The following is a 19074-nucleotide window of genomic DNA, read 5'->3' on the forward strand; positions in this document are numbered from 1 at the left end:
CTCGCGTTCCGCGCCGTACCTTTGCGGCATGAATGCATTCCTGAATCGTAGCCTGGGACTGTTGCTGGCCGCCGGCTTAGTGTTGCCGGCGTGCCAGCGCAGCGGCTACCAGCTGCAGGGGCCGCCCACCGCTACGGCCCCCACCGTCAGCGCCGCCCAGCCCACCGATCCGCAGGTGGAGGCCGTGGTGGCGCCTTACCGCCAGAAAGTAAAGGAACAGATGGACGAGGTGATTGGCCGCGCGCCCGTCGCCATTCGCAAGAACTCCGGTGAGTCGCCGCTGGCCAATTTTGCCGGCGACGTGCAGCGCGAGCGAGCCGCCAAGGAGCTGGGCCAGCCCATCGACCTGGGGGTGATGACCAACGGCGGCCTGCGCGCCGAGCTGCCGGCCGGCAACATCACTGTGGGCTCGGTGTTTGAGCTGATGCCCTTCGAAAACGAGCTGGTGGTGCTCGACGCCCCCGGCCCGGTGGTGCAGCAGCTCTTTAACTACGCCGCGCCCATTCACATGGCCGTGTCGGGTGCTACCTACACGGCTACCGCGGATGGCAAACCCACCGACATCCGCATTGGCCAGGCGCCCTTCGATGCGTCGCGCACCTACACCATTGCCATTTCCGACTACCTGGCTGGCGGCGGCGACAAGCTGGACTTTTTCCGTCCCTTGTCCCCGCGCCACACCAATGTGCTGCTGCGCACCGCCTTCAACGACCACATCCGCCAGCTCACCAAAGCCGGCAAGCCCGTGGAAGCCAAGGCCGAAAACCGGGTTAAATTCTGATGTGCTGATGCCTTAATGCGCTGAGGTGGCTAATAAACCTGAACGGAGTTAGTACCTCAGCGCATTAAGGCATCAGCGCATTAACCCACATTTCTCACATTACCACATTCGACGCAGTGAACCGTCGCGACTTCATAAAATCTTCAGCGTGGGGCGCCGCCGGGCTGGGCCTGCTGGGGCCGGGCCTGATTTCGTCGGCCGCCGCGGCCGGTCAGCAGGTGCACCTTACCATTCTGCACACCAACGACATGCACTCGCGCATCGACCCCTTTCCCAAGGGCTCGGCGCAGTGGGCCGATGAGGGCGGCATGGCCCGCCGGGCCGCGCTGGTGGCCAAAATCCGGCAGGAGCAGCCCAACGTGCTCCTGCTCGACGCGGGCGACATCTGGCAGGGCACGCCGTACTTCAACTTCTTCGGCGGCGAGCTGGAATACAAGCTCATGAGCCAGATGCACTACGACGCGGCCACGCTGGGCAACCACGACTTCGACAACGGGCTGGAAGGCTTGGTGAAGCAGCTGCCCCACGCGCAGTTCCCCTTCCTCGTTGCCAACTACGACTTCTCCCAGACGCCGCTGAAAGGCCGTTTTCAGCCCTATAAGGTATTTGAGAAGCAGGGCGTGCGCATCGGCGTGTTCGGCGTGGGTATCGAAATGGCCGGGCTGATTTCCGATAAGAACTACGGCGCCACCAAGTACCTCGACCCCGTGGCCGTGGCCCGCGAGCAGGTGCAGCACCTGCGCGGCGCCGAGAAGTGCGACCTGGTCATTTGCCTTTCGCACCTCGGCTACAAGTACGAGAGCAGCAAAGTGGATGACCACAAACTGGCGACCGGTGCCCCGGGCATCGACCTGATCATCGGCGGCCACACCCACACCTTCCTCGATACCCCGACGGTAGTGGAAGGCCCGCAGGGCCACCGCACCCTCGTGAACCAGGTGGGCTGGTCCGGCATCAAGCTCGGCCGCATCGATTACGTCTTCGACCGCGCCACCGGCCGAAAAAGTGTCGCTGCGGCTGATGCACTGAGTATCAACGCTTCAGCGTTAGGCTAGCGGAAATCGGTTTGGCGCTCTGCCGACTTTTCCACATTTTTGTCTCCCCTTTGCCGAAACCGGGTACCCAAACCCGGTTTCGGCTGGTTCTGCCCGTTCCTATCCCCACACCGCCTGCGCAGCCTAGATTTTAATGCACAAGGATTGCCGTACAGTCTGGGTTAACTGCCTGCGCGTCATCCGGAGCAGCGTTGGGGAACAGAGCTTCCGCACGTGGTTTGAGCCCATTGTGCCGGTGGCTTTGCAGGGCAACCTGCTCATCATTCAGGTGCCCAGCCAGTTCTTTTACGAGTGGCTGGAAGAGCACTATGTCGATGTGCTGAAGAAGGCCATTGTGCAGGAACTGGGCTCAGAAGGGCAGCTGGAGTATTCCATCGTGGTGGACCAGGGCAACGAGCAGGCCCGGCCCCGCACCGTGAACCTGCCGGCTACGCGCGGTGGCGCGGCGCACCGTGCACCCGCCAACACGCCCACGGCCGCACAGGTGCGGCCCATGGCGCCGCAGCAGCCCAATGGCGGCCAGGGCACCGGCAACCAAACGCCTTACCTGCCCAGCGGCCCGGCCTACGCCGGCAACGCGGGCAACCCGTACCCCAAGCGGCAAACCACGCCCAACCCGGCAGCCAATGCGGCTGCTGCTGCTACGGCAGCGCCCGCCGCGCCGCCGCTGCGCAACCCCTTCGAGGTGCGCTCCGTGACGGACCGCAGCTACCTCGACTCACAGCTCAACCAGAACTACTCGTTCACGAACTACATCGAGGGCTCGTGCAACCGCCTGGCACGCTCGGCCGGCTGGGCCGTGGCGCAGAAGCCCGGCACCACGAGCTTCAACCCGCTGATGATTTACGGCGGGGTAGGGCTGGGCAAGACGCACCTGGTCCAGGCCATTGGCAACCACATCAAGGAGCACGCGCAGGGCAAATTCGTGCTCTACGTGTCGGCGGAAAAGTTTACCAACCAGTTTATCGAAAGCCTGAAAACCAACTCGGTACAGGATTTTGGCAACTTTTACCTGCTGGTCGATATTCTGATCCTGGACGACGTGCAATTTCTGGCTGGCAAAGACCGGACGCAGGAAATGTTCTTCCACATCTTCAACCACTTGCACCAAGCCGGCAAACAGGTCATCATGACCTCCGACGTGCCACCGCGGGAGCTGAAGGGGTTCGAGGAACGCCTCCTGTCGCGCTTCAAGTGGGGCCTCACCGCCGACTTGCAGAGCCCGGACTTTGAGACGCGCGTGGCCATCATCATGAACAAGATGCAGGCCGACGGCATCGATATTCCGCCGCAGGTGGTGGAGTACCTCGCGTACTCGGTCGAGACGAACGTGCGCGAGTTGGAAGGTGTACTGATTTCGCTCATTGCGCAATCCTCGCTGACGCGCCGCGAAATCGACCTGGAAATGGCCAAGCAGGCCCTGCGCCACATCATCGAGGATGTGGAAGCGGAGGTCAACCTGGACTTCATCCAGAAAACCGTGGCCGAGCACTTCAGCATCCCGGTGGACTTGTTGAAGGCTAAAACCCGCAAAAAGGAAGTGGTAACGGCCCGGCAGGTGGCCATGTACTTCGCCAAGGAGCACACCAATCACTCGCTCAAGAGCATCGGCTACCACTTCGGCGGCCGCGACCACAGCACCGTCATTCACTCGGTGCAGACCGTATCGGACCTCATCGACTCCGACAAAACCTTCCGCACCACCATTCAGGAGCTGCGCAAGAAGTTTACCGGGGGTAAGTAGACCGTAGAGAAATAAGAACTGAGCGCTTGGAAGTCGTTCAACTGGAATCAATCCAGAACGACTTCCAAGCGCTCAGTTCTTATTTCTGGTTCTAACTTCTACAGCTCCGAGGTGGTCCGCTCTTCGAAGTCCAGCTTGTTGTGTTGGGCGAAATCCTGGAGCATGGAACGCAGCTGCTGGCGGCGGCGCTTGCCGCGTACCTGACGCAGGTTCAGCGAGTAGCTGGTGCCGTCCTGCATGCGCAGCAACAGCTGGCGCGGCTCCAACAGCAGGGCACGCATGTCCTTGGCTTCGAAGGGCTGCTTGCCGATGAACAGGCCGGGCTTGTGCACTAGGTAGGACGGCGTGATTTCCAGGTAGGTCTGGGTGCCGAACAAGGGCAGGTTCTGCACCATGATGTAGAAGATGTAGAGCACGGCCAGGCCGAGAAACATCCAGTCGAGGTAGCGCAGCACGCCGGGCGTGCGGTTCGGGTCGCCCAGGATGGAGAGCAGGGGGTAAGCTACGGCCACCAGGCCGAACACGAGTTGGCCGAAAAACGGGACGCGGGAGGTGTTGGCGGGCTGCAGCCCGATGCGGGTATACGATGAGGGCATAGGCAAAAACGGCGGGGAGGCGACAAAACTACGCAAAACGCCGCAGCGCGGATGGGGTTCCGGGCTGCGGCGTGCCGCGCAGAGCCCGCGGGCCTTACGATTTCAGCGTGGCCGAGGCCAGCGTCAGCTCGGCACCGCCCTTGAGCAGGGCCGAAATGGGGCAGTTTTCCTTGGCCGTTTCGGCGTAGCGCTGAAACTCTTCCTGCGTGATGCCTTCCACTTCGCCTTCGGTGGTCAGCGCAATTTTGGTCACCTTCGGCACGTCGCCGGAGGTGTCCAGCGTCACTTTCGACTCGGAGCGGAGCTGCTTCACCTGCTTGCCGTCCTTGGTCAGAATCACGTCGAGAAACATGGTGTAGCAGGCGGCGTGCGCGGCCGCTACCAGCTCCTCGGGGTTGCTGCCCTTTTCGCCGTTGAAGCGGGCCCCGACGGAGTACGGCACTTTCACCAGCCCGCTCTGGGTGCTGATTTCGCCGCTGCCTTTGCTGTCGCCGTTCCAGACAGCGTTGCCACGTTGGTTGATCATGGGGTTTGGTAGGTTTGGAAGTAAGGGTGATTGGTATGCGTGTGTTCGGTTCAACCGGCCTTTTGCCGTTGAGCTAATACGTCTGCCGAACATACTGTTTCTTGCGGCATGAGCAAGGAGCAAGGCGTACTGGACGAGCTGGCGGCGCAGGAAATGGCGCTGTACGCTCAGATAAGTGCCGCCCAAACGGAGCCTTCACGGCCAGCCTTCGACGCCATTTATACCCGCGTCACGGCCGAGTACACGCAGGTGTATCAGCAGTACGTGGGGCTGTTGCGCGCCACCACCGACCCGGCCGTGTGGCTGGAAGTGCTGAAGCGGACCGTGTTTCTGCGCTGGTACATCTTTACCGAGCCGGACTGGCTTTCGGGCATAGGCATGCCCCGGCCGGATGATGCCGCTACGGTGTTCGACGCCCTCGACGCGGCCATAGCCCGCCAGCAACTGGACGCGGAGTTCGACTGGATGTTGGCCCATTACGCCAATTGGGTCTGGGAAGAGGCGCTGCAGCCACTGGGCGAGGAAGGCGGCCCGCGTCCTGCTATGACGAGGTTTCTGCGCGAAAAGACAGCGCTTTCGCAATACTCGGGCCCCGGCTACGAGGCCATACCTGCTTACGTCGACCCTAATACCATCACCGGCCGGGGGCAGCTTTCCCATTATTGGCGGCACATGATTAACCGGCAGCCATTGACGTAAGGCCAACTACTTTTACTTACTGCCCTGACACCTGCCTACCCTCAACCCCTCTCCCTGAATGGGCCTGAAGTCTTTCCTGAGCCGCCCGCTCGCCGCCTATACCGTCCGCCAGTACCAGCAGTGGACGCCGCGCCCCGAACTCGCCCAGCAGCGCATCCTGCAGGAGCTGCTGCAGCGCGGCCGCGCCACCGCCTTCGGCCGCGACCATCAGCTGGGCGCGGCCCGCAACGTCCGCGAATTTCAGCAGCGCGTACCGGTGCGCGACTACGAAGCGCTCAGCCCGTACTTCGAGCGCGTGAAGCAGGGCGAAGGCAGCGTGCTCTGGCCCGGCAAGCCGCTGTACCTGGCCAAAACCTCGGGCACTACTTCCGGCACGAAGTACATCCCGATTACCAAGGACAGCATCAGCAACCACATCAACGGGGCCAAGGATGCGCTGCTGCACTACGTGCATTACTCGGGCAAGCCGCAGTTTCTCGACGGTCGGCTGATGTTCTTGTCGGGCTCCCCGGAGCTGGAGGAAGTCGGTGGCATCAAGACCGGGCGGTTGTCGGGTATCAGCAACCACCACGTGCCAGCCTACCTGCGCCGCAACCAGCTGCCGAGTTACGCCACCAACATCATCGAGGACTGGGAGCAGAAGCTGGACCGGGTGGTGGACGAGACGCTTGACCAGCGCATGACGCTGATTTCGGGCATTCCGCCTTGGGTGCAGATGTACTTCGACCGCATCACCCAGCGCACCGGCCGGCCGGTGGGGGAGGTATTTCCGGCGTTTCAGCTGTTCGTGTACGGCGGCGTCAACTTCGAGCCGTACCGGCGCAAGCTGTTCGAGAGCATCGGGCGGGCGGTGGATACGGTGGAGCTGTTTCCGGCCTCGGAGGGCTTCTTCGCCTTTCAGGACCAGCCCGACAACCCCGGCCTGCTGCTGCTGGCCGACGCGGGCATTTATTACGAGTTCATCCCAGCCGAGCAGTTCTTCGAGCCCAACCCGCCGCGCCTGACCCTGGCCGAAGTGGAGCTGGACCGCAACTACGCCCTCGTCGTCAGCTCCAACGCGGGGCTTTGGGGCTACTCCGTGGGCGACACCGTACGCTTCGTGAGCTTGCGCCCGCACCGGGTAGTGGTATCCGGCCGCATCAAGCACTTTCTGTCGGCCTTCGGGGAGCACGTCATCGGCGAGGAAGTGGAGCAGACCTTACGCGAGGCGCTGCAGCAGTTTCCGGAGGCCGAAGTAGTGGAATTCACCGTGGCCCCGCGCGTGAGCGAAGCCGGAGCCGAGCCCTCACGGCACGAGTGGCTGGTGGAGTTTGCCCAACCGCCCCGCGACGCGGCCGCCTTCGCGGCCGCGCTGGATGCCGGCCTGCGCCGCCGCAATGTGTACTACGACGACCTGCTCGCCGGCAACATTCTGGCTCCGCTGCTGCTCACGCCGCTGCCGGCCGGGGCCTTTCAACGCTACATGCGCAGCCAGGGCAAGCTGGGCGGGCAAAACAAAGTGCCGCGGCTCAGCAACGACCGGAAGCTGGCCGACGGGCTGTTGGGTATTTAACTTTAGATAAATGACCACATGAGATTTTTGATACCGCCTGTTTTCGTTCGTCAGCATCGCGTACTAGATCAAGTCTATAATGTTCCAAGTATTAATGACTTCCCTAATGTGAGTGAAATAGCAAACTCAACTGGAATGACAGAAGATGAGGTGGTGCAAGCTGCATATCTTCTGTTGGAACGAGGGATGGTTTCAATCGATAGAGGCCACAAACCATACATTATCCGATGTTCGCCCGAAGGAGCTAGCGCTTATTTACAGAAGAAGCTGCTTGCTGAAGGAGACGAGAAGGGAAAAGCCAATCTGCTGAGATGGATGCAGATATTCGGAATAATAGTAGCGGCATCTATAACAATATCAACGTTCATAATGAACCTCATCAAAACAGATTCCAATACCAATAGAATCACTAAAGTTGAATCAGAAATTCAGCTGTTAAAAGCAAAACCCAAGGACTAAAGCTGTTCAGAGGTTATCGTTCTTGGTGTGTAGGGCCTGCGCCTGTGATAGAAAATGAACGTTGGCTAACTAACTGCTGTGCAGTTATTGAACTTAGGCGATTCTGGGTCTTAGCTCACAGCTATGAGTAATAGATTGCCACTGCCGAACAAGGCATGATAAAAACAGATACTAGTTTCTCCACCGACGCCCGCCAGATGCCGAGCCAGCGCATTGACAACCCCCGCAGCTACCGCCAGCACCTGCTGCGCGAGGTGCCGCTGGTGCTGCTCGGCGCGGGCGTGTGCGCGTGGGCGGCGGTGCAGGGCTACAGCGGGCCGGCCGTGGGTGTGGCCGTGCTGGGGCTGCTGGCCCTGGGGCTGGACCGCCACACGCAAAGCCTGACCTTGACCGACGAGCAGGTGAGCCTGACTTATTACCAGCGCCTGACCAGGCATCAGGTCACCTGGCCGCTGGCCGAAGTGAGCGTAAACGAGCTGCGCAAAGCCGGCGGGCTGCTGGGCAATCAGCCCTTATATGAGCTGCGCATCTCCAACCCCGGCCTCGGCCGCACGCTCACTCTCAGTACCGCCGACGGCTTCCGTGAGGAGCAACTGCTGGCCCTGCACGCTGAGCTAACTGGCTTTGATGAGGAAAAGGAGGAACCCGAACCCGGCGCCGACCGGTAAACTCTGCCGCGCCAATGCTGTAACTTGCCGCCAACCGCCACCCGTTTCATCTTACCGAATCTGCACCCGAAGCGGGGTATTGCGGAGCAGGTTCGGAGAGGTTCGATTCCCCGCAGCGCTGGTTGCCGCCCCACAAGGGCATAAGCACTGAACATGCTGTGAGAAAGGGTGAAAAGCCGGGCCCTTGCGGTCCAAACGGCGCCCGAGCCTGCAAACCCGCGGATACCGCCGCAGCTCTGGCCGCGGCTGAAGCGGGTTTCCCTCGGTCGGCGGGCTTTTCGCCCTTATCGGCTATTCGCTAACGTATTTTTTGCCGCCGCATGGGCCTATTCACCCGCACCTACCACGTCCGCCCCAACCAGGAGGGATACTTATTTCGCGACAGCGTGCTGGAACGGCAGCTGCCGCCCGGCCGCCACGAAGTGCTGGACCTGCGCCGCCGCACCGAGCTGCTGGCTCTGCCCACCGTGCCGCGCCTGCTCACCGTCACGAATCAGGAAGTGCTGACCCGTGACAACGTGGCCCTGCGCTTTTCCTTCAGTTTGCTCTACCGCATCCACGATGGCCGCCAGCTGCTCAGCCAGCTGGAGCTGAACCGCCCCGTGCCCGCTTTGCTGGCCGAGGTAGAGCAGCGCATCCACAACGCGGCCCAGAGCAGCATCCGCAACCGCATCGTGCAGTATGAGAGCGAGGAGCTGAACGAGCGCCGCGCCGAGCTGACCGACCTGCGCAGCGAGGTGCTGGCCGCGGCCGTGGCCCCGCTGGGCGTCGTCATCGAAGAAGCCCAGCTGCGCGACCTGACCTTCCCCAAGAACATTCAGGACCTCTTCGCCCGCCACCTCGAAGCGAAAATCCGCGCCAAGGCCGACCTGGAAAACGCCCGTACCGCCGTGGCCACGGCCCGCGCCCTCAAAAACGCCTCCGAGCTGATGAAGGGCGACGACAACCTGCGGTTCTTCCAGTTCCTCGAAACCATCACCAAGATTGCCGAGAAGGGCAAGCACACTTTCCTGGTGGGGGAGTTTCCGCAGCCGCTGAAGCCGTAACTGGCTTGCCCATGCGCATTGCCTTCGACTTAGATAATACCCTTATTCGCTCGGCACACCCGTTTGCGCTGGAAAGGCCGCGCCTGGGGTGGTTGGCCCGGCTGCTCGGCTACGAAAGCCTGCGTAGCGGCACGGTAGAGCTGCTGCGGCATTGCCAGCGCCAGGGCTGGGAGGTGTGGGTGTATACCACCTCATACCGCTCAGCGGGCTACATTCGCCGGCTGTTCAGGCTGCACGGCATTCGACTCGGGGGCGTGGTCAACCAAAGCCGGCACGAGCGGGAAGTACGCGTTAGCTGCTCCAAGCACCCGCCAACCTTCGGCATTGACGTGCTGGTGGATGACTCGCCGGGCGTGCGGCTGGAAGGCGAGCGGCACGGGTTTCGGGTGATAGTGGTGCGGCCGGAGGACGAAGGCTGGCTGCGCACGGTGCAGCAAGCTTTATTATCATAGTATAGCTTTGTTGGGCTTTAATTCAGGTTTTGTAGGTGGGTTTTTTCGGAGGGTTATGTTTGCTTGGACTGGCCTGCTTACTCTATCTAGGCTGGAAGAATGGGCTTCGGGAGCAGGCTAGAATAGAACAGTTGGGCTTCCATGCCGAAGCCGTAGTGCGCTTCTATCGCGAAGAGTACGTGCGCGTGGCTGGATCGTGGGACTGGCTGGAATACCCATACGTGGAATACACGGATGAGCACGGCGACGTGAAGCTGGAACGGTTAAAATACGCGCAACGCCCAGGACAACCTTTTTCGATAGGACAACCAGTAGAGGTTATCCGTTATAAGGAAATACTGTATTACCGCCAAGGCTTGCAAGAGGGAAGCACTGTCTCCTTGCTGCTTGCAGTTGCTACGCTTGTGGGAGGACTAAGTATGATTATACAGTCCTTTTGATCTGCCCTGTTCCAATGCCAATGTCTGCTAAACTCCAACTCCACGCCCTCTGCCTCACCTTCGTTGAGCAGCGCATGGCTACTTGCCAGGCCGCCATCAACGCCGCGCAGGAATCGGCCAACTCCGAAACCAAGAGCAGCGCCGGCGACAAGTACGAAACCGGCCGCGCCATGGCCCAGAACGAGCGGGACCGAAACGCCGTGCAGCTCCACGAAGCCAAGCAGCTGCTCGGCGAGCTGCAGCGCATCGACCCGGCTCGGGACTGCGACGCCGTGCGGCCGGGCGCGCTGGTCACCACCAGCATGGGGCGGTTTTACGTCAGCATCAGCGCCGGCAAGCTCACGGTCGACGGCGTGGATTACTTCGCTGTATCGGCCGCGGCGCCGGTGGCGCAGGCACTGAGCGGCAAGCGCGCCGGCGAGTCGGCTACGTTCAACGGTAAGCCGGTTCGGATAGAAGCCGTGGCCTGAAGCGGTGAATGGAAGCCCTGGCGTGGCAAACCCTACCGCGAGCTATTCAGGCACATACGAGGCGGTAGGGACCCTACCGGGATGTTTTCACTTCGATAGGCCGTGGTAGGAACCCTACCAGCTGCGCTACAATTCAGGATGCCCCGGTAGGAGCGCGCCGACGCCGCGGGCGCCGGTTTGCGGGCCGGCGGCGTGTTGCCTCGCCCGAAGCCTCTTACCTTTGTTACCCGACCTGCTGCGTCGAGCCGCCGACGCCTTTCCCGTATGACTCCTTCTCCTGCTCGCTCCCTGGCCCTGCTGGGCTCCACCGGCTCCATCGGCACCCAAACGCTGGACGTGGTACGCGCCCACCCCGGCCGTTTCCGCGTGGCGGTGCTCACCGCCCAGCGCAGCGCCGATTTGCTGGTGATGCAGGCCCGCGAGTTCCGGCCCGCCGTGGTGGTCATCGGCGACGAGGCCCAGTACGCGGGCGTGAAAGCGGCCCTGGCTGGTCAGCCCGAAACCACCGTCATGGCGGGCGCCGCGGCCCTGGCCGAAGCCGCCGCCCGCCCCGACGTGGACATGGTGCTGACCGCGCTGGTGGGCTACGCCGGGCTGCTGCCAACCATTGCGGCCCTGAAGGCCGGCAAAGCCATTGCCCTGGCCAATAAGGAAACGCTGGTGGTGGCTGGGCAGCTCGTCACCACGCTGGCCCGGCAGTCCGGTTCGGCCATTTACCCCGTCGACTCCGAGCACTCCGCCATTTTCCAGTGCCTGGTAGGGGAGGAGCCCGATGCAGTAGAGAAAATCATCCTGACGGCCTCAGGCGGACCCTTCCGCGGCCGCTCCGTGCAGGAACTGGCCCAAGTGACGAGGGCGCAGGCCCTGAAGCACCCCAACTGGGAAATGGGCGCCAAAATCACCATCGACTCGGCCTCCCTGATGAATAAGGGCCTCGAAGTCATTGAGGCCAAGTGGCTGTTTGGGCTGACAGATGACCAGATTGAGGTGGTGGTGCACCCGCAGAGCATCATTCACTCCCTGGTGCAGTTCCGTGACGGCTCCCTGAAGGCCCAGCTCGGCCTGCCCGACATGAAGCTGCCCATCCAGTACGCGCTGGGCTACCCCGAGCGCCTGCCCAACGACTTCCCGCGCTTCAGCTTCCTCGATTACCCCACGCTGACGTTCGAAAAGCCAGACGGCGACACTTTCCGCAACCTGCCGCTGGCCTTCGAAGCCATGCGCCGCGGCGGCAACGCGCCCTGCGTGCTCAACGCGGCCAACGAAATTGCGGTGGCCGCTTTTCTACGCGAGCAGATCGGCTTTCTGCAGCTGCCCGAAGTGGTCGAGAATTGCCTCAGCCGGGTTTCGTACCTTGCCGAACCCTCGCTCGACGACTACGTGCAAACCGATGCGGAAACCCGCCGGGTAGCTGCGGAGTTGGTAAAATGAATTTGTATCAAGGCTTCGTTGTCATCCTGAGCACAGCGAAGCGAAGGTCGACGTAGTCAAGGACCTTCTCAAGCTGGAACGACTGGCGTTGGGTAATTGCTATCTAACGTGATAAGGTCCTTCGGCTCCCGCCTCAGGATGACACTACAACCCAACTGACAACTAAGTAACGAATGGATATTCTGGTAATGGTCGGCCAGCTGCTGCTGGGCCTCTCCATCCTGGTGGGCGTGCACGAGGCCGGGCACATGATTTCGGCCAAGTGGTTCGGGATGCGGGTGGAGAAGTTCTCCATCGGCTTTCCGCCCAAGATTTTCGGCAAGCAGATCGGCGAAACCGAGTACATGATCGGGGCCGTGCCGCTGGGCGGCTTCGTCAAGATTACCGGCATGGTCGACGAGTCGCTAGACACCGACGCGCTGAGCGGCCCGCCCCAGCCCTACGAGTTCCGGGCCAAGCCGGCCTGGCAGCGCCTCATCGTGATGCTCGGTGGTATCATCGTCAACGTGCTCACGGGCATCATCATCTTCTCCCTGCTGCTCTACGCCTACGGCGAAACCTACGTGCCGGCCCGCGAGGCCGAGCGGTTCGGCGTGATTCCGAATGAGCTGGGCCAGAAAATCGGCTTCCGCACCGGCGACAAGATTGTGAAAATCAACGGCCGCCCCTTCGAGCGGTTCAACGACGTGTACGCGCCCGACGTGGTGCTGGGCAGTGCCAGCTACTACACCGTGGAGCGCAACGGCCAGCTGGTAGACATTCCGGTGCCCGTAACCATCATGAACGAGCTGTCGGACCAGGACAAAGCCCTGTTCGTGGCCCCGCGCATGCCCTTCAAGGTGAAGCGCGTGGTGCCCGGCAACAATGCCTCCAAGGCCGGCATCCAAGCCAACGACCGGATTGTGCGCATCGGCGACACGCCCATTCAGTTCTTCGACGAGCTGCAGGCTGCCCTGCTGAAGTACGCCGGCAAAACGGCCCCCATTCAGGTGCAGCGCGGCTCGCAGGTGCTGCCCCTGCAGGTGGCAGTGAGCGAAAGCGGCAAAGTAGGCCTGGAGCAGGAGCCGCTGCTGAAGCTCGAAACCCGCGACTACAGCCTGGTGGAAAGCTTCCCCGAGGGCACCAAGCAGGCGTTCGGCATCATCACCACCCAGGCCAAGGCCTTTGGCAAAATCCTGAAGCGCCAGGCGTCGGCGTCGGAGTCGCTGGGCGGCCCCATCGAAATTGCCCAGCAGTACGGCTCGACCTGGGACTGGCCCTGGTTCTGGCGCATGACGGGCATGCTCTCCATGGTGCTGGCCTTCATGAACCTGCTGCCCATCCCGGCCCTCGACGGCGGCCACGTGATGTTCCTGACCTACGAAATGCTGTCGGGCCGCAAGCCCTCCGACAAATTCCTGGAAAACGCGCAGAAGGTGGGCATGGTCCTGATTCTGTCGCTGATGGTGTTCATCCTCGTCATCAACCCCATCATGAAGGCCATGCGCTAGCGCGGGCCGCGTGCTGAGTGTCACGTAATGCCATCTTCTGCCCGGAAGATGGCATTACTTTTTCTAAGCCGGTGTTGTCCTCCGGTAGTACCCCTCCCCATGCGCCGTTTCCTTGTTTTTGCAGCCGCACTGCTGCTTGTCGCTCTTACCGCCGCCGCTCACGCCTACCACGCCAGCATCATGGAGGCGCGCCTGAACGCCAAAACCCAACAGTTGGAAGTAGCCCTGAAAGTCTTTACCGATGATATGGAAGCGGTGCTCTCCAATGGGCAGCCGCGGCACGTGAGCATTGCCGAAACGCCGGCTGCCCAGCTTACGCCCATGCTGGCCGGCTACCTGCGCCGCACCGTCGTCATCGGCACCAAGCCCGGCGAGGTACTGCCGCTGAATTACCTTGGCCTGCAGCAGGAAAAGGACGCCTACTGGCTGTACTTCAGCGTGAAGCTGCCGCGGCCGGTGCAGGGCCTGACCATGCGCCACCGCCTGCTCATGGACCAGTTTTCCGACCAGATGAACATCGTGAACCTGGATGCCGGCGGCAAAAAGCAAAGCGCCCTGTTCCGCGACGGCAACGAGGAGCAGCAGTTGAGCTGGTAGCACGGGCTGTCATTACGAGGAGGAATGACGAGGTAATCGGTCCTCTCGCGGCCCAACTGGCAGCAGCCGAAAACAGCACCGCCCGAAACCTGAGTTACTGGTTTCGGGCGGTGCTGTTTTTCTGTTAGGGCCGGTGCTGCCGCCAGCCAAGCCAGCTAGTTCCACCCGCCGACGTCCTTCACCGGTTTCTGCTCCGAGTCGGGCTTGATCAGGCGAAACTCCACGCGGCGGTTGGTGCGCATGTCTTCCTCGGTCACTTCTTCCTTCAGCGGCACAGTGCTGCCGTAGCCGCGGCTTTCGATGCGGTTGGGTTTGAGCTTGCCCTTGGTTTCGATGTACTTCCGGATGGCGTCGGCGCGGTCCTGCGAGAGTTTCTCGTTCACGTCCGGGTCGCCCACGGCATCGGTGTGGCCGGCAATGCGCAGCTTGGTCTCGGGGTGGTCCACCATGAATACCACGATGCGGTCCAGCGTCGCGTGCATTTCCTGGCGGATGTTGGCCTTGCCCGCGTCGAATTCGATGTTTTTGAAGATGAGCGGGATGTTGTAGTCGATGCTGGTAGTCATCAGCTTCATCACCGTGTCGGCCTTCAGATCAAATTTTTTCTCTACCGTGAAGTAATCCGGGCTCTGAATCAGCATCACGTACTTCGAGCCGTCGATGAGGTCGAAGTCGAAAGTGCCGTCGGGGCGCACGTACTTCGAGGCTACCTCGATGCCGTTGTCCACGTCGATGATGCTCACGATGCCATTGAGCGGCTTTTGCGTGACGGAGTCAATCAGCGAGCCTTCCACGTGGGTGGTAGCCAGCGGCTGGGCCTCCATCGGCAGTGGGAAGGAGTAGAGGTCGAGGTTCTTGAGCTGCTTTTCCTCCGAGCGGGCGTAGTACAGGTTCTTGGAGTCCGCGTCGATAGTGAAGTAATACTCCGAGCCCTTGCCGTTTACCAGCGGGCCGATGTTGATGGGTTCCTGCCAGCGGCCCTGCACGCGGTAGGCCTTGTAGATGTCGAAGTCGCCGAAGTTCAGCAGCTGCCCGCGCGAGCTGAAATACAGCACGTTGTAGAGCGGGTGGTAGAAGGGGCTCACCTCACTTTCGCGGGTGTTGATGATGGGTCCCATGTTCTGCGCCTTGGCCCACTGCCCGTTCTTGAGCTTGTAGGTAAACCAGATATCCGACAGCCCGAAGCCGCCGATGCGGTCCGAGGCGAAGTACAAGGTGTCCTCGGTGCGCGACAAAGTGGGCTGCGAGTCCCAGCTGGTGGAGTTGACGGCCATGCCCAGGCTCTGCGGTACCGTCCACTGCCCGTTCTTGAACTTGGTTACGAACAGGTCGCAGTTGCCGTGGCAGGTGGGGCACTCGCAGCGCGAGAAGTACATGGTGCTGCCGTCCTTGGTGAGGCAGGCCGAGCCTTCGTTGTAGGGCGAGCTGATGGGCTTGGGCAGGGGCGTGGCATCGGTCCAGGTTTCGCCCTCGCGCTTGGCCATGTACAGCTCCTCGTCCACCACGTTGTGCAGGCCGCGGCGCTTGCGCTTGGAGGAGAAAATCAGCTGCTGCGAGTCGTCGTTGTAGCTCGGGCCGTAGTCCTCCACGTCGGAGTTGATGCCCGCGCCCATGTTGGTGTACACGCCCTTGGGCGGCCGGAAGGTGGCAATGTTCTTCCGGTACTCCACAATGTCGTAGTACGTCTTCAGCGGCACGTACAAGTCGGCGTCCTTCTGCTCCAGCGAGTCGTAGTACAGCTGAATTTTGGTGACGTCCTGGCGGTAGTGCTTCAGAGCAAGGCGGTAGTATGCCTTGGCCTTGTCCTCGTTACCGGCGCGCTCAAACAGCTGCCCCAGGCGCCAGAGCATCATGTTGTCCTTGTAAAAGTTCTCGATGCCGAACTGCGCCACGTACTTTTCCAGCAGGTTGCGGGCGGCCGTCCAGTTCTTGCGTTTTTCGGCCTTGGCAATTTCGCGCAGCTGTTTTTTGTCCTGGAAGTAGGGGATGCGGTTGACGTTGACGAAGTCCGGCGTGGCGTCGGGGCGCACGCGCAGCTGGCGGGTAATTTTGCCCTTGAGGGCGCGTTGCTGATAAGGAGACGTTTTCTGCGCCAGCGCCGGGCTGGCCAGGCTAAGCCAGGTAATAAGCAGCGAAAAAAGGAGTCGTATCGAACGAGACATAGAGGAAACAGCGCACGGACCGGGCGTGGGAAAGCCAAGGACACCAAAAATATAGCTTTTCGGTGATGCGGCCCGAATTTATCCGTTGGCGCCCGTTCAAAAGCGGCCTGCCGCCTTGGCGTGCGGCATACCGGGCCACCGCCGCTGTTTTTGCTGCCTCGCAGCGTGGCACGGCACTTGACAAACCGGTATCTTCGTTCGGTGGACCGCACGCTGGCCGTCATGGCCTGCCATTCTGGCGCTGCCGCCTCCCTGTAGTATCTATGCCAAAAAAATCTGATCCGCGTTTGCCCGCCGGGCTGGTGCTCATGACCGACGGCCCCGACGAGCTGGTGCAGGTGGTATCGGCCGACCCCGAGCAGACCAGCCCCGAGCTGGGCGCAACGCCGGAAGTGCTGCCCATTCTGCCCGTGCGCAACACCGTGCTCTTCCCCGGCGTGGTGCTGCCCGTCACGGTTACGCGCAAAAAGAGCATCCGCCTGGTGCGCAAGGCGTACAAAGGCGACAAGCTGGTGGGCGTCATCGCGCAAAAAAACAGCAACGCCGAAGACCCGACCCCGGCCGACCTCTACGAGGTGGGCACCATGGCCCGCATTCTGAAGCTGCTGGAGCTGCCCGATGGCAACACTACCATCATCATTCAGGGCCAGCAGCGCTTCCGCGTGGCCGAGCTGGTGCAGAGCACGCCCTATTACACGGCTCGCGTGGAGTACCTGCCCGAGCTGATGCCGCTGCGGGCTAACAAGGAAGTAAAAGGCTTGGTGGCCTCGCTGAAGGATGCGGCCACCAAGATGCTCAAGCTGAACCCAGAAATCCCGCAGGAAGCCCAGGTGGCGCTGGACAACATCGAGTCGCCGGCTTTCCTGATTCACTTCCTGGCCTCCAACCTCAACGTGGAGGTAGGACAGAAGCAACGCCTGCTCGAAATCAACGAGGGTGTGGCCCGCGGCACCCAGCTGCTGGAAATGCTGCTGAAGGAAATTCAGCTGCTCGAAATCAAGCACGAAATCCAGAGCAAGGTCCACACCGATCTGGATCAGCAGCAGCGCGACTATTTCCTGCGCCAGCAACTCAAGGTGTTGCAAGACGAGCTGGGCCAGGACGGCCCCGACGCCGAGCTGGACAAGCTGCGCGCCCGCGCCAAGGACAAAAAGTGGCCCGAAACGGTAGCCAAGCACTTCCAGAAGGAGTTGGACAAACTGGGCCGCATGAGCCCCATGGCCGCCGAATACCCGGTCAGCCTGAATTATGCTGAGTTTCTGCTGGACCTGCCCTGGGGTGAGTACACCAAGGACAACTTCAACCTGAAGCGCACCCGCAAAATCCTCGATCAGGACCACTACGGCCTGGAAAAGGTGAAGGAGCGCATCCTGGAGTACCTGGCCGTGCTCAAGCTGAAACAGGACCTGCGCGCGCCCATTCTGTGTCTCTACGGCCCGCCCGGCGTGGGCAAAACCTCACTTGGGCGCTCCATTGCCACGGCGCTGGGCCGCAAGTACGTGCGCCTCTCGCTGGGTGGCGTGCGCGACGAGGCCGAAATCCGCGGGCACCGCAAAACCTACGTGGGCGCCATGCCCGGCCGCATCGTTTCGCAGATCAAAAAGGCCGGCGCCTCCAACCCGGTGATGATTCTGGACGAGGTGGACAAGCTCAGCTCCGACTTCCGCGGCGACCCGCAAGCGGCCCTGCTGGAAGTGCTGGACCCCGAGCAGAACTCCACCTTTACCGACAACTACCTGGAAGTGGAGTACGACCTCTCGCGCGTGCTCTTTATTGCTACGGCCAATTCGCTGGATTCCATCCACCCCGCTCTGCGCGACCGGATGGAAATCATCGATTTGACGGGCTACACGCTGGAAGAGAAAACGCAGATTGCCAAAAAGCACCTGTGGCCCAAGCAGGTGACCGAACACGGCCTCACCAGCAAGGACGTGAGCATCAGCACCAGCGCCGTGCAGCGCGTCATCGACGACTATACCCGCGAATCGGGCGTGCGTAGCCTGGAGCGCAAGCTAGGGGCTGTGGCGCGCAACATCGCCAAGCACAAGGCCATGAACGAGGCCTTCCCGGCCAAGCTGGAGCCCGAGGACGTGACCAGAATCCTTGGCGCGGCCATCTTCGACCGCGACCTGTACCAGGACAACGACACCGCCGGTGTGGTAACGGGCCTGGCCTGGACCTCGGTGGGCGGCGACATCCTGTTTATCGAAAGCCTGCTGAGCCGCGGCCGGGGCAAGCTCACGCTGTCGGGCCAGCTCGGCGACGTGATGAAGGAATCGGCCATTACGGCCCTGAGCTACCTGCGCAGCCGCGCCGAGGAGCTGGGCATCGATTACCGCCTCTTCGACCAGTACGACCTGCACATTCACTTTCCCGAGGGCGCCGTGCCCAAGGACGGGCCGAGCGCGGGCATTGCCATCTTCACCAGCATTGCCTCGGTGTTTACGCAGCGCAAAATTCGTTCGCACCTGGCCATGACCGGTGAAATCACCCTGCGCGGCAAGGTACTGCCGGTGGGCGGCATCAAGGAGAAAGTGCTGGCCGCCAAGCGTGCCGGCATCAGGGACATCATCCTGAGCCACAAAAACCGCAAGGACATCCAGGAAATTTCGGCTGAATACCTGAAGGACCTCACCATTCACTACGCCGACCGCGTGGACGACGTGCTGCAGGTAGCGTTGCTGGATGAGCTGGTGAAAAAGCCGCTCAAGCTGACGGTGCGCGAGGATCAGCCGGTGCCCGCCCCGGCCCACGAGGTGGAGGTGCAGTAAGCGCCGACGATAAAATCCAGAACCGCCCGGATTGGCACTGCCAGTTCGGGCGGTTTTTTGTGCCGGTAGCAGCCGTGCCTTACCGGCTCGAAAACTTAACCCGCCCGCAATCATAAAAGTGGCTCCGCCGCGTTA

The 19074-nt window shown here is 61.6% G+C and carries 17 protein-coding genes; 14 read left to right on the top strand and 3 right to left on the bottom strand.

All coding sequences use genetic code 11. The annotated features are described in order from the left end of the window. Nucleotides 1–28 precede the first annotated feature (28 nt). The 3 genes from B0919_RS10345 (at nucleotide 29) to dnaA (ending at nucleotide 3580) form a co-directional block, all read left to right on the top strand. The gene (locus tag B0919_RS10345) at nucleotides 29–781 is read left to right on the top strand and encodes a 5'-nucleotidase C-terminal domain-containing protein (RefSeq protein ID WP_078012178.1); all 753 of its coding nucleotides are present in this window, start codon (nucleotides 29–31) and stop codon (nucleotides 779–781) included. Nucleotides 782–897: 116 nt separating this feature from the next. Continuing rightward, nucleotides 898–1836: a bifunctional metallophosphatase/5'-nucleotidase gene (locus B0919_RS10350; protein WP_078012179.1), complete on the top strand. Its 939-nt coding sequence runs from the start codon at nucleotides 898–900 to the stop codon at nucleotides 1834–1836. A gap of 133 nt (nucleotides 1837–1969) precedes the next feature. Beyond that, nucleotides 1970–3580, top strand: coding sequence for a chromosomal replication initiator protein DnaA (gene dnaA / locus B0919_RS10355; RefSeq protein WP_078012180.1), 1611 nt, complete (start codon nucleotides 1970–1972; stop codon nucleotides 3578–3580). 98 nt (nucleotides 3581–3678) lie between these two features. On the opposite strand, the gene B0919_RS10360 is transcribed toward dnaA, so the two are convergent. Both B0919_RS10360 and B0919_RS10365 read right to left on the bottom strand, forming a co-directional pair. After that, on the bottom strand, nucleotides 3679–4176 hold the full coding sequence (locus B0919_RS10360) for a hypothetical protein (RefSeq protein ID WP_078012182.1): 498 nt from the start codon (nucleotides 4174–4176) through the stop codon (nucleotides 3679–3681). 94 nt (nucleotides 4177–4270) lie between these two features. Beyond that, nucleotides 4271–4702 carry an OsmC family peroxiredoxin gene (locus B0919_RS10365; protein ID WP_078012183.1) on the bottom strand — a complete coding sequence of 144 codons (432 nt, stop codon included), beginning with the start codon at nucleotides 4700–4702 and terminating at the stop codon, nucleotides 4271–4273. Between the two features lie 108 nt (nucleotides 4703–4810). Between B0919_RS10365 and B0919_RS10370 the strand changes: the two genes are divergently transcribed. The 10 genes from B0919_RS10370 (at nucleotide 4811) to B0919_RS10415 (ending at nucleotide 14006) form a co-directional block, all read left to right on the top strand. Continuing rightward, nucleotides 4811–5401, top strand: a complete 591-nt coding sequence (locus B0919_RS10370; protein ID WP_078012184.1) for a hypothetical protein — start codon at nucleotides 4811–4813, stop codon at nucleotides 5399–5401. Nucleotides 5402–5459: 58 nt separating this feature from the next. Next, nucleotides 5460–6953 carry a GH3 auxin-responsive promoter family protein gene (locus tag B0919_RS10375; protein ID WP_078012185.1) on the top strand — a complete coding sequence of 498 codons (1494 nt, stop codon included), beginning with the start codon at nucleotides 5460–5462 and terminating at the stop codon, nucleotides 6951–6953. Nucleotides 6954–6971: 18 nt separating this feature from the next. After that, the gene (locus B0919_RS24710) at nucleotides 6972–7412 is read left to right on the top strand and encodes a hypothetical protein (RefSeq protein ID WP_139362048.1); all 441 of its coding nucleotides are present in this window, start codon (nucleotides 6972–6974) and stop codon (nucleotides 7410–7412) included. Nucleotides 7413–7567: 155 nt separating this feature from the next. After that, nucleotides 7568–8080, top strand: a complete 513-nt coding sequence (locus tag B0919_RS10380; RefSeq protein ID WP_139362049.1) for a hypothetical protein — start codon at nucleotides 7568–7570, stop codon at nucleotides 8078–8080. A 320-nt stretch (nucleotides 8081–8400) separates the two neighbouring features. Next, a complete protein-coding gene (locus B0919_RS10385) occupies nucleotides 8401–9126 on the top strand; it encodes a slipin family protein (protein WP_078012187.1) in 726 nt (241 codons plus the stop codon). Nucleotides 9127–9137: 11 nt separating this feature from the next. Beyond that, on the top strand, nucleotides 9138–9578 hold the full coding sequence (locus tag B0919_RS10390) for a hypothetical protein (protein WP_078012188.1): 441 nt from the start codon (nucleotides 9138–9140) through the stop codon (nucleotides 9576–9578). 460 nt (nucleotides 9579–10038) lie between these two features. After that, entirely contained in the window at nucleotides 10039–10488 is a 450-nt protein-coding gene (locus tag B0919_RS10400; protein WP_317043891.1) for a 3-oxoacyl-ACP synthase, read from the top strand. A 264-nt stretch (nucleotides 10489–10752) separates the two neighbouring features. Next, nucleotides 10753–11919: a 1-deoxy-D-xylulose-5-phosphate reductoisomerase gene (locus B0919_RS10405; protein WP_078012191.1), complete on the top strand. Its 1167-nt coding sequence runs from the start codon at nucleotides 10753–10755 to the stop codon at nucleotides 11917–11919. 173 nt (nucleotides 11920–12092) lie between these two features. Then, a complete protein-coding gene (gene rseP / locus B0919_RS10410) occupies nucleotides 12093–13409 on the top strand; it encodes an RIP metalloprotease RseP (protein WP_078012192.1) in 1317 nt (438 codons plus the stop codon). Nucleotides 13410–13508: 99 nt separating this feature from the next. Then, nucleotides 13509–14006 (top strand): DUF6702 family protein, encoded by a 498-nt coding sequence (locus tag B0919_RS10415; protein WP_078012193.1) that lies wholly within the window; start codon nucleotides 13509–13511, stop codon nucleotides 14004–14006. A gap of 155 nt (nucleotides 14007–14161) precedes the next feature. Here the strand turns inward: B0919_RS10415 and B0919_RS10420 are convergent, their stop codons facing one another. Further along, nucleotides 14162–16168, bottom strand: a complete 2007-nt coding sequence (locus B0919_RS10420; RefSeq protein ID WP_078012194.1) for an OmpA family protein — start codon at nucleotides 16166–16168, stop codon at nucleotides 14162–14164. Between the two features lie 308 nt (nucleotides 16169–16476). Between B0919_RS10420 and lon the strand changes: the two genes are divergently transcribed. After that, nucleotides 16477–18939 (top strand): endopeptidase La, encoded by a 2463-nt coding sequence (gene lon, locus B0919_RS10425; protein WP_078012271.1) that lies wholly within the window; start codon nucleotides 16477–16479, stop codon nucleotides 18937–18939. Nucleotides 18940–19074: the final 135 nt, after the last annotated feature.

This window comes from Hymenobacter sp. CRA2, assembly GCF_002007105.1.
Taxonomy (GTDB): Bacteria; Bacteroidota; Bacteroidia; order Cytophagales; family Hymenobacteraceae; genus Solirubrum.